General features: G+C 47.0%; 9 protein-coding genes and 1 pseudogene. 2 read left to right on the forward strand and 8 right to left on the reverse strand.

Going from position 1 to position 11,663, the window contains the following annotated elements:
- Nucleotides 1–308 precede the first annotated feature (308 nt).
- The gene (locus tag ACRC32_RS15495; protein WP_438554810.1) at nt 309–1,859 is read right to left on the reverse strand and encodes an AAA-like domain-containing protein; all 1,551 of its coding nucleotides are present in this window, start codon (nt 1,857–1,859) and stop codon (nt 309–311) included.
- Nucleotides 1,860–1,863: 4 nt separating this feature from the next.
- Entirely contained in the window at nt 1,864–3,225 is a 1,362-nt protein-coding gene (locus tag ACRC32_RS15500; RefSeq protein ID WP_438554811.1) for an AAA-like domain-containing protein, read from the reverse strand.
- Between the two features lie 524 nt (nt 3,226–3,749).
- Between ACRC32_RS15500 and ACRC32_RS15505 the strand changes: the two genes are divergently transcribed.
- Nucleotides 3,750–3,995, forward strand: a complete 246-nt coding sequence (locus ACRC32_RS15505) for a hypothetical protein (RefSeq protein WP_438554812.1) — start codon at nt 3,750–3,752, stop codon at nt 3,993–3,995.
- A 67-nt stretch (nt 3,996–4,062) separates the two neighbouring features.
- Here the strand turns inward: ACRC32_RS15505 and ACRC32_RS15510 are convergent, their stop codons facing one another.
- The 4 genes and pseudogenes from ACRC32_RS15510 to ACRC32_RS15525 all read right to left on the reverse strand — a co-directional run bounded on the left by ACRC32_RS15510 (nt 4,063) and on the right by ACRC32_RS15525 (nt 9,143).
- A complete protein-coding gene (locus ACRC32_RS15510; RefSeq protein ID WP_438554813.1) occupies nt 4,063–5,124 on the reverse strand; it encodes a Fe(3+) ABC transporter substrate-binding protein in 1,062 nt (353 codons plus the stop codon).
- A gap of 96 nt (nt 5,125–5,220) precedes the next feature.
- Complete coding sequence (locus ACRC32_RS15515; protein ID WP_438554814.1) at nt 5,221–5,889, reverse strand: Fe2+-dependent dioxygenase; 669 nt, start codon at nt 5,887–5,889, stop codon at nt 5,221–5,223.
- Between the two features lie 190 nt (nt 5,890–6,079).
- Nucleotides 6,080–6,652, reverse strand: a pseudogene (locus tag ACRC32_RS15520) (histidine phosphatase family protein); the annotation flags it as partial.
- Nucleotides 6,653–7,475: 823 nt separating this feature from the next.
- The gene (locus ACRC32_RS15525) at nt 7,476–9,143 is read right to left on the reverse strand and encodes an ABC transporter permease (RefSeq protein ID WP_438554815.1); all 1,668 of its coding nucleotides are present in this window, start codon (nt 9,141–9,143) and stop codon (nt 7,476–7,478) included.
- A 132-nt stretch (nt 9,144–9,275) separates the two neighbouring features.
- On the opposite strand from ACRC32_RS15525, the gene ACRC32_RS15530 reads away from it, so the two are divergent.
- Complete coding sequence (locus ACRC32_RS15530; RefSeq protein WP_438554816.1) at nt 9,276–10,322, forward strand: ABC transporter ATP-binding protein; 1,047 nt, start codon at nt 9,276–9,278, stop codon at nt 10,320–10,322.
- 153 nt (nt 10,323–10,475) lie between these two features.
- Here ACRC32_RS15530 and ACRC32_RS15535 read toward each other — a convergent pair whose 3' ends face one another.
- Together ACRC32_RS15535 and ACRC32_RS15540 are read right to left on the reverse strand one after the other, a co-directional pair.
- Nucleotides 10,476–10,754 (reverse strand): hypothetical protein, encoded by a 279-nt coding sequence (locus ACRC32_RS15535; RefSeq protein WP_438554817.1) that lies wholly within the window; start codon nt 10,752–10,754, stop codon nt 10,476–10,478.
- A gap of 163 nt (nt 10,755–10,917) precedes the next feature.
- The coding region (locus ACRC32_RS15540) for a glycosyltransferase family 2 protein (protein WP_438554818.1) at nt 10,918–11,663 on the reverse strand (746 nt) is incomplete at its 5' end.

The raw sequence follows: 11,663 nt of genomic DNA on the forward strand, positions 1-11,663 counted from the left end.
GATCGTTATGAATGGGTATCGCCAGCGAAAGTTCGTGCGCTGCGATCGCCAAGTACGTACCCAATTAATAAGTTCTATGAAATTATGAGGCATTTAAACTACGACTTAAGTAAAAAAATACCAAACGCTAAAAAAAACAGGTCGAAATTTATAGATTTTTTTGTTAAGAGAACTATAACAACTAGCAATAATAACTATTTACAACCAGACAGCTCATGTTTGAGCGAATTTTTGTAACGCAATTTAGCGATCGCACAGAAGACGATCGCTCTGACTCCCGTGGAAATTATTTCTCAGCTCATCGCCTATCAAAACGCAACCGCGCACCAATGGGACTGAAAGAAAGTTGCTACCCCCAATCCTAAAGCGATCGCCAAGACCAAACATAAAGTGCCTAAAAATAACTTTTGGAATCTGGCAGCTTTTCGCTCTTGCAACAGTCGCGCAGCGATTTCTTGAGTCCGTTCTGCTTCCAATCGCGTCTCAACTTCTCGGCGATCGCATTCTTGGCTTGCTGCTAAAAACTGATAATCCAATTCACTCAAACTTTTACCCTGCGACCAAGCTTGAGCTTCAACTAAGGCTTGCCCGCGCAACAACCGCGAAAAGTCGTGTCTTTGTGAGATCGACCAAGCATCTAACGCCTGGGAGTAAGGTCGCAGTTTTGCCAATTGTTTTTCTACCCAAGTTTGATTAAATACTTCTTGATAGATGCGGTTCTTGACTTGCAATTGTCCTTGGTGCTTGACAACCAAACCCGATAACAACAACTCGATTTGCTCTTGAGAGTCATCTACAGGGATTTCAACCCCTTGTAAAATTTGCTGATAGATGCCTAGCAAAGCACTAGCCCGCTGTTCGTTTCGCAGCAAGCGATCGCGGATCGTCTTCAAATGCTCTGGCTCGTCCTTCGCTTCCCAATTTTCAATAATGTGGATTCTGACGAGTTTTTCTAAGATTAATGGCGGGAATTGGTAATAAAAACGGATCAGATGATAATTCACGATCGGTAGATGGTAATCTAACTTGAATCGGTCTTCGCCTTCTAGACTTGTAGATTCCTGTAAGTCTTGACTCCCACTCATCCTTTCCTGAATTGCAATTTGACAAAGTTTCTGAGTCAGAAATGGCTGTCCGTCCGTCCACGCCAAGATATCTTTGAGTACAGATATCGGATTGGCTACCTTATCCTCTAAGCCAGCTGCTAGCGGTTGGACTTCTGATAGATCGAAGCCATGCAGATCGATAGATTTACCGATATTAAATGGAGTTCGATGGCGATCGGCAATCAAATCTGAAGGCGTTGCTACCCCAAATAGCGCCCAGGTGAGGCGATTGTATTCTGGATTTTCCGCTCGCTGGTTGTAGCAAGCTCGAATCAAGGCAAAAAAATCTTCAGTTGGGAAATTAAGTCCCAGTACACTATCAATTTCATCAATAAAAATAAAGATTTTCTCGCTCTGAATTTGGACTAACAAAATGTCTTCGATAAACTGGCTGAATCGCTGAAGTAGAGATAAATCTTCTCGTTCTTGCCACCAAGCTTTGAAATTGATTTTACCAAAGAGATTGAAGCCTCTTAACAGATCGACCATTACACCTTTGTACCACTGAGCGGGAGTAATATTTTCACTGCCGATCCGCGTCATATCGATAGAGGCACACCTGAAACCTCCTGCTTCTAACCGATGCCGAGTTCTTAGTCGCAGGCTAGATTTGCCCATTTGTCGGGAGCTAAAAACATAACAAAACTCACCTCTAAGCAATGCATGATACAGTTCAGCGTCAGCCTGTCGCTCCACGTAGCTAGGAGCATCCATTTTGAGACTACCACCAACTTGATATTCGTATGCGTTCATAGGCTTAGCCTAATTGCTCGCGGAAATACAATCGATACAACTCACAGCTGGGCGTTGCCAAATTTCCCTCCAGCTTGACTAATCCCATACTTTCTAATTTATAGGCAGCGATCGCTTCTAATTGCACGGGTTCATTGGATGTTACGACTCGCTTGAATGCTGTCGCTAGTTCGGGATGCTCTTGGAGATTAGCAAGGTGATGCCGTAAGCGATCGCTATAGACTCCAGAAACTGTAGGAGCAGTTTGTAGGAGTTGGTTTAGGCTCACCTCCTGGCGTGCCAAATGATAGAGCGCAATGCGGATCAGATAGGGATGTCCCCCCACCATTGTTAGCAAAAGAGCTAGATTTTTCACCCCCTCCTCGCTCTTACTCCAATCCAGACGATGACGTACTGCCAGCTCCTGCGCTTGCTCCAAACTAAATTCTGGTAATTTAATTGGTAATCCAACATTAAAAGGAGATTGATTGATATCTAAAGGGATATAAGCTTCCGTAGCATGAACTACCACCAGTCGGAGTTTTTTCCAGATTTCTAATTCCGAGGCATCTTCATACCAGGAGCGCAGCAGTGGCAGGAAATCGCTAGAGATTTCAGGATACTCGAAAATCCGATTGACTTCATCCAAAGCCAAAACCATTGGAGAGTCAATTTCTGCCAGTAAAAATTCCTGGAAATAAATCGAGCAGCTGACTTTACTGCCAATATCCTCATCCCAATAGTCATCCAACCTCGGCTCTAAATTCAACTGACGGCTAACGTTAGCACACAACCAGCGTAAGAATTTATCTAAGGACGTGAAAATGCTACTGTCTGCTCGCTGCAAGCTTAACAGCACGGTGTGGAACCCTTGCTGTTTGGCATGAGCCAAAATTCTATGCATCAGGGATGTTTTTCCCATCTGCCTAGGAGCTTTAAGTCGCAGTAGGCTTCCAGGTTTGCTAATTTGGGCATAGGCGAGTTCTTCAATCGGCGGACGCTCGATGTAAAACAGAGAATCAAGCGGTACTGGACCGCCAGGAAATTCTAAAAAGTCAGGCTTGGGGCTAATAGATGCACTTTGTACCTCTTTCCCTTTTTGCCCTTGAGATTCATGCATCGACTCACGCCACTGACGCTCTAAGGCGGCGCGAAAGTTGGTTTTACTGACATTTTCTCCTAAAGCTTTGCTCAAGAGCTTCCAGAATTTGGGACCGACATCGCGCGTCAAGTAACTGACAGAATAACCCGCAGCCTCAGCAGTCTGCTCGTAGGTCTGACTTTGCCAAGCACCCATGAGAATAGCAGTTTCCACGTCACTCAGCTGCCTGCCCCACTGGGCAAACACAACTTTATTCGTTATTTCAAGTGCTTGGTCAAAGTTCATACCGATACTACACTGACCCCACTGCTTTACTTATATCTGAGATTACCAGAAATGTTGAAATCCGTTGGTTAGTAGTTAATTGTCATGACAGGTCAAATTAACATACGTGTTGCAGCATGAGTCATGTATTCTTTTCGATCGACTGCCATTGGTGTTCGATCGCTCAAACCTTGGTGATGCCGATGGTAGTTGTAAAACTGCTTGAAGAATTTCAGTAGCGACGTAAACGGGTCATTATCATGCGAAAAGCAATCCCTAACGCATTTGCAGAGGGATAAAGAAACTTGTAGTTGTCCCAGTTCGGGTAACACCGAGCAAACTAGCGGCGTGACATACTTGTCTATGTTGTTAGAAACTATATAACACTCAAGTTTTTCAGGAGTTACGCAATCGATCCCCCAACCCCCTTAAAAAGGGGGCTTTATTCCCCCCTTTTTAAGGGGGGCTAGGGGGGATCGTCGAGATCTGAAACCTCAAGTGCGTAACTCAAGTTTTTAAACCGTACGCCATACACCCAAAGGATCGTGGACAAATATATTCTTATTGATTGCGGGTTTCACGATGAGCTAGAAGCATTAGCAACCTTGCGCCAATCATGTCGGATTGTATATCGTAATGCAGCTGGTGAATCAGTTGAAATTGAAGGTCTCATTGTGGATGTTTATGCTGCAAACCAAGCTGACTTTCTGAGGATGAATAATGGTACAGAAATTCGATTGGATAAAATTATTTCGGTTAACAACAAGCAGATTTCTTTTTGTACAGATTGATTGAATGAAACCCTACGCTGTCCACTCGGGACAGCATAGGGAATCCATCAGTTCAAATCTACCCGCGTTATTTCCACCCAGCTCGATCCATAATTTGTAGAGCTGTTGCACCATTGCGACCAAACACAGCCGCATTGAGCGAATCTTCCTTAAATTTCCCGTAGCTTGCCAAAATCGGATCGACTGCAACACCGGCTACGACTGGATATTCGTGATTACTTTTCGCAAAAATTTCCTGAGCGCGAGAACTTGCCAGAAATTCAAGGAATTTAATTGCGTTTTCTTTGTTGGGAGAGGTCTTGACCAATCCACCACCGCTAATATTGACGTGAGTACCGCGACCCTTTTGGTTGGGGAAAAACACGCCAATTTTTTCAGCAACGGCGCGATCGGCAGGTTTATCGGAAGCTGCAATTCGTGCTAGGTAATAGGTATTGCAAATTGCTAAGCTCCCCACCCCAGCAGCGCAGGCTTGAATTTGTCCGACATCGTTGCCTTGAGCTGGACGGGCAAAGTTTGCTACTAGCCCCCGTACCCAAGCTTCCGTTTTGGACTCACCATTAGCCGCTAAAATCGAACCTACTAAAGATTGGTTGTAAACATTATTGGACGGTCGTACTAAAATCTGACCGCGCCATTTTGGGTTTGTCAAGTCTTCGTATGTAGACAAGTCTGCTGGTTTTACCTTGGTTTTGTCATACATAATCACCCGCGCCCGCTTCGAGAAGCCGAACCACAGACCATCGGGATGACACAGGTTTTTGGGAATAGCCTTGGTCAAGAGCGCCGATTTAACAGGTTGAAACAGCCCTGCTTGTTCTGCCCGCCACAAACGCCCTGCATCAACCGTCACTAAAACATCTGCTGGACTATTGGCTCCCTCACTTCTAATCCGCTCGATCAGCGGATCGGCTTCACCTTCAATTAGGTTCACCTGAATTCCCGTAGCATCTGCAAAAGCTTGATAGATTTCACTATCTGCATCGTAATGACGTGCTGAATAGAGATTGACTACTCGATTGCCACCTGTTTGGGCTGACGCTCCCAGCCCCCACGTCCCGATTGTCACAGTTGCCGCAGCAGCACCAGCACTAGCACCCAAAAAGGTGCGACGAGTCATCTTGCTCATAAATCCTTCTAGCTTACGTTCTCGCGATCGCAATTTTGATTTAATAATAATAATGTCATTAATAGGTACAGACTTTTAAAAAATTTTTGCATTAGCTCAAAACTCCGTCCACTGGCGTAAGAGATTGGCATGGCTTTTAGAAATCAAATCGAATACGGGCGTTTTGCCGGAGGCTTCAAACAGCGTTTGACGTGCCGTATCGAGATCGAACAAAATTTCTCGCTGCTGAGGATCGCGTACCAAACTTTGAATCCAGGTGACTGCTGCTAGACGCACGCCTTGAGTCACGGCTTCCACGCGGTGCAACGTTGATGAAGGATAAACGATCGCCGACCCCGCAGGCAACTTAAATGCTACCTCTCCCTGGGTACTCTCTATTATCAGTTCTCCCCCTTCGTAAGTGGTAGGATTACTGAGAAATAATGTCATCGATACATCCGATCGCATCAAAGGATCGTACATCAGAGCATTATCAACATGAGTGCCGTAAGACATGCCGATATCGTAGCGACTGATAGTTACCAGACGAACGATATAGGGACGCACCGCCATTTGGAATAAGGCGTGCCGCTGTAAAGCTGCATTGATGATATCTCGCACACTTGCCAGTGCGGGCGAACTCTGAGGAAGTTGGGTATTGTGTTTGACCTGGCGGGCGTGCCAGCCAGCTGTAGCTTTACCGTCCACGAACTCAGCCATCTCCAGTTTGGCGATCGTCGTTTCTAGCTCCGTAGGGTTAAGAATATTTCCAATACACAGAATCATGGCGATCGCAATGCTGTAAGAAGGAGTGAGGAGCGAGGAGTGAGGAGTGAGGGAAAGGATAAGGGGAGCAATTCAAAATTCAAAATTTCCTGCTCGATACACCCCACACCCTATTCTTCACTGGTCGCTGGTCAGGAGTCACTGATAACTGCTCGTGCGCTCCCTGCTCCCTGCTCCCTGATAACTGAATTTACTGTGCCATTTTTGCCCATTCTTCAGGCAACATATTAGCAACGAGTTCAAACTTACCCTTGCCATCTGGCTTCACAATGTATGCAACACCTTGAGGCTCTGGATAAATTCCTGTTGCCGCATCAAACACGTCGTCGTGACCCACAACCACCGTATTGGTTCCGTCAGCAGGCGTAGTCATGAGGAATGGCATCACCGCAGTTCGCATCTGGGCTTTCTGGGCTTCGGTGTAATCTTCAGCAGGTGGAAAATTCAAGGCTGCTCTCTTTTCAGTGCGACCAAATGCAATATCTGCTGTCTGCCAAGCACGGCAATACTCACTAGAGTAAACTTGACCCACAGGAATCTTCAACGCTTCAAAAGCTTGACCGATCGTCCGTGACTGTTGCCAGCCGACTTCACTCAACATCCGCTGAGTCGAACAATCTCCCATTTTTGCAGACACTTGGTCGGCATAATCCTTTTCAGTTTGGGCATGCCTGAAGTAAATGACATATCCACCGTTTTGCAAGGCGTTTAACAGTTGCTTACCACTGAGCTTATCCTTGAATGATGTTCCTGCTTCACCACCTTCACCACCTTCACCACCCTGGATAGGGGTAGTAGTAGGAGGCTTGGCGGGACTACCGCCTTCACCACCCTGTCTGGGAGTAAAAGTAGTAGGAGGCTTGGCAGGACTACCACCTTCACCGCCTTCACCGCCTTCACCACCTTCACCACCCTGGCTAGGAGTAAGGGTAGTAGGAGGCTTGGTAGGGCTACCACCTTCACCGCCTTCACCACCCTGTCTGGGAGTAAAAGTAGTAGGAGGCTTGGCAGGACTACCACCTTCACCGCCTTCACCGCCCTCACCACCTTCACCGCCTTGGGCTATCTTCATCACTGAAGCGCGATCGGGGATTTCGAGCGCCCTTTCCGCAGCTGCTTCTGCGGCACGATCGGTTGCAGCGATCGCTGCCGCGCCTGAGAGAACGTAAGCACCCACACCTACCCAGATTTTTACCTTACCTAAGTTCATAACTCACTAACCACATTAATTAACTAAGAACAGGGAACTACGTGCTACTCGAAAATCGATTCAGCACTATTTTCTGATTAGTCAAGACACGATTTAGTCAAGACAAGATTTGGCGTTTAACAAAACGCCTTTTCGATCGCAGATAGTCTGCTAATGATAAGTTTTTGCATTAGAGAGGAATATACCACGATCTCGTGTCAAAAGAACTACCTGTTTTCCAAGGGAGCGGGGAGCAGGGTAAGGGAGCAGAGGAATCCATGCTTGAAAGCATTGGGATTCCTCCGCTTCAGTCCGCTGTACTACGGATCTCGACATAAATTTATTAAAAGTTTTATGTTCTCCCTACTCCCTACTCCCCACTCCCTACTCCCTGTACCTATTCAATTTCCTCCGGTCTGGTACGGGTAATCTGCCGACTTAAAGCAATCACAGGAATAATACCAACAGCAACAATTGCCAATGCGGGTGCAGCTGCCTCTGCCAAACGCTCGTCTGCTGCCAGCCGATAGACCTCTACTGCCAGAGTATCAAAGTTAAACGGACGAACGATGAGCGTTGCAGGCAATTCTTTCATCACATCGACAAATACTAAAATTGCTGCCGTGAGTAAGCCACCACTCATCAACGGTGCGTGAATCTGCACCAGAGTGCGAGTTGTGCCACAGCCGAGCGATCGCGCCGCATCATCCAGATTCGGTTTAATGCGGCTGAGGCTGGATTCAACCGTGTTATACGACACCGCCAAGAATCGCACCAAATAGGCAAATACCAGCGTTGTAATTGTGCCGCTGAGCAACAAGCCGGTCGAAATACCCAAAGTCGATCGCATCCCAGCATCTACCGCATTATCGATCGCCCCAATTGGAAACAGCACGCCCACGGCAATCACCGCGCCAGGAATTGCATAGCCCACCGTTGCCGTTCTGACCGCTACCTGCATACCCCAATTGGAACTCAGCCGCAAACCGTAAGCCAGGATTGGCGACACGACGACTGCCACTATTGCCGTTACTGCCGCTAGGATCAGACTATGGCGAGAAAGCTCCCAAAAGCGTTCGCTGAAGTTGTGAGTCATGTCAGTCATTGCCATGTACAGCAAGCGTCCGGCAGGAATCAAAAAACCCAGCGCGATCGGCAGTCCACAAACGATGACAGCGGCAATCGCTCGCCATCCCTGCAACCTAAACGCAGACAATCGCTGATAGCGTCCCGTGTGGTGGTAGCGCGTTTGCTGCCGAGACCAGCGCTCCAGCCCGATTAGTAACAACACAAATACCAATAACAACGCCGACAGCTGTGAAGCAGCAATTCGATCGCCCATACCAAACCACGTCCGATAAATCCCAACACTAAACGTATTCACGGCAAAATATTGCACCGTACCAAAATCATTCAGCGTTTCCATCAGCACCAGCGATAGCCCTGCGACAATTGCTGGTCTAGCCAGCGGTAATGCGACTCGCGTGAAACTGCGCCACGGATTGCATCCCAGCAATCGACTTGCTTCTAGCGTACAAACTGACTGTTCTAAAAATGCCACTCGGCTGAGCAAGTAAACGTAGGGATACAGCACGAGACTAATAATGGCGATCGCGCCACCGACCGATCGAACGGTAGGAAACCAGTAGTCATTCACGCTCGTCCAGCCAAACATGTCTCGCAGCGCCAACTGTACCGGACCGTAAAACTCCAACATCTCCGTATACACGTATGCCAACACGTAAGCTGGAGCAGCTAATGGCAGCAGCAGCGCCCATTCTAATAGCCGCTGTCCGGGAAATCGACACATTGTCACTAACCACGCCGTGCCTACGCCAATCGCTACCGTACACAGCCCAACCCCCAGCATTAACCACAGAGAACTACTAATGTAGTCTGGTAGCACTGTGGTTAGGAGGTGGTTCCATACCGTGCCGGAGTTTGTCAAGACACTACTGAGTACCACTCCAATCGGAGCGAGAATCAGTAAGGCGATCGCTATAACTAAGAACGTCCAGCCATTCCAGGAACGTTTGAAAATACGGCGAGAGTCAAGCGTATGCATAGGGCAATGAAGCAAAAAGATAATCAGAAACGATCTGTCCAGCCAATAATATGAAATTCTTGATGAGAATATATTGCAGGACTCCATTACACTATAAAGGCAAGTCTAAGTTGATATAGCTTTTCCGCTTTCATGCTCTCTCCCCTTCTCTGTCTGCATCAGGTCACTCGACAATTTTCCCGCCGGACTCAACCCGCCGTCTGTGGGGTTTCCCTATCGTTGCAAGCAGGCGATTTACTAGCGCTGCTCGGTCCCTCTGGTTGTGGCAAAACTACGCTCCTGCGGTTAATTGCTGGATTTGAACAGCCCCAGAACGGCACGATTGACATTGCCCAGCGACGGGTATCGGGTGATGGGCATTGGTTGCCACCAGAACAGCGGAATGTGGGGATGGTGTTTCAGGACTACGCCTTGTTCCCGCATCTCACAGTCAGTCAAAATATTGCGTTTGGCTTAGATCGCTCCTCCAAAACTGCGAAGCAGGTGAAAGATGCACTCGCCTTAGTCAATCTGACTGGCATGGAGAATCGCTATCCTCACCAACTCTCTGGCGGACAACAGCAGCGTGTTGCTCTCGCTCGTGCCATTGCTCCGCGTCCAGCGCTGATTCTGCTCGACGAACCGCTGAGCAATCTAGATGCACAAGTGCGATTGCGATTGCGGCACGAGTTGCGCGCGATCCTCAAAGCTGCGGGTGTATCGGCGATACTAGTCACGCACGATCGCGAAGAAGCGCTATCAATCGCCGATCGGGTTGCAGTCATGTGCAATGGTTATCTGGAGCAGATTGATACGCCAGAGTACCTATATCAGCAACCAGCATCGCGGTTTGTTGCCGAGTTTGTTACCCAAGCCAATCTGATTCCAGCTCAGCGACGAGGTGATGTGTGGCAGACAGAAATCGGCACTATCCCTATTACCATAACTGGCAATTGCGATCGGCAGGATGCTGTCGATCTGATGGTGCGTCAAGAAGAAATCGTTCTCATCCCCGTTCCTACCAGTCAAATTTTAATTCGCGATCGCCAGTTCCTCGGACGCGAATATCGCTACGTCCTCCATACACCTAGCGGTCGTGAGATCGTGGCGCGGACTCCCACAAACACTTATTTAGCAGTTAACACTCCAGTGCAGCTAGAGATCGCCACCCAAAAGTTACAGCTTTATCCTAAAATCTAATGCGATCCACAGCCCGATCTTGCATTGTGCGATCGCACAGCACGAGCGTAAATAATGCTAATCCAAACAACAAGTCAATTCTCAGCATGAATAGCGGAATGCGAGCATGGAGGCGATCGATGTAGGCATTACAGTTTTGGAATGGTGAACCCGTTACAACCAGGAAATTCTAGAGGCGATCGCGCCTATTAGCACGATAAATCCTAACGCCCGTCGGAAGTAGTTAACACCTTGGAATAGTTCCAGCCACGCCCAGGTGAACAAGGAGCCAAAGGCGAGTGCGTCTAGCCCTGTGTGGATGTTGCCAGTCGTGGGAATCAAATTGAGTAAAGTTGCTGCTAGCCAGACCAGAATCGGCAGATTGGGCTTTTGAGCCAGGACAATCTCACCCTGGCTGTCCCGAAAAGTACGGTTGAACAGAGTGTCTTCCATATCGGTGAAGTGTAGGTATGATTTCAGAGTGTACTGTAGGCAGTAGCCCAACGCTCATCCACCAAAAGAGTAGTGTTTTAGGGAAGACTATTCAACGAATACTGACGATCTAGACGATCGCTTCATTAGTGTAGGAAAAATCTGTTTCAGAACTTACACAATGTTAGATGGGTGTGGTAACAGTCGCATGTTCTCCAGCATCTGCTATTGTTTTGACTTGTTGCAGATCGCGGAGCAACCGAAAACGTCGAATGCTTAGAAAGAGTGGATTTGCATGATAATATGCCCGCAAGTAGATTTCAATCTTTTTGATTGCAGAAGTATTAGACAAGTATTCCTCAATTGAGGACTTACATCCTGGCTCAATGCCACCTGTTTGCCAATATATACCAAGACCAATGCCAAAAATTTTATTAGCAAAATTAATCATAACTGGAAATTTCTTTTGCATCCAGTAAGCAGTTAAAGTTAAGATTCTAGCTTCAACTTGTTTCTTATTACCATGAAAAAAATCTAAGGTAAAAGCATTATTTTCATGAACCTTCTGAATGGCTAAGTCCTCATTTAAAAAGAATCCAGATGACAATGCTAAAGCTGTAAATTTGATGTAATGATCTCCTAAGGAGATATTGTGAGCAACTGGCATTGGTAGGAGTTGTTGAAGTAGCGATCGCTGAAAACAAAGTCCTGACGTTGCTGGAACAAAATATGGTAATTTTCCTTGCCGTACCTGTTGTCTAAAGTCTACTTTGTGGCTAGAGATGCCGTCAGGATCGCTTCTTATAACCGTATTTTTACTATAATCGAGCAACTTGAGAGGATGATAACACCAACCAATATCTGAATTTAGTTGAAAAATTTCAACAATTTTTTCTACCTTCGTTCGGTCAAAAGCATCATCAGAATCTA

The sequence above is a fragment of the Chroococcidiopsis sp. genome (genome assembly GCF_051657925.1).
Classification (GTDB): domain Bacteria; phylum Cyanobacteriota; class Cyanobacteriia; order Cyanobacteriales; family Chroococcidiopsidaceae; genus Chroococcidiopsis.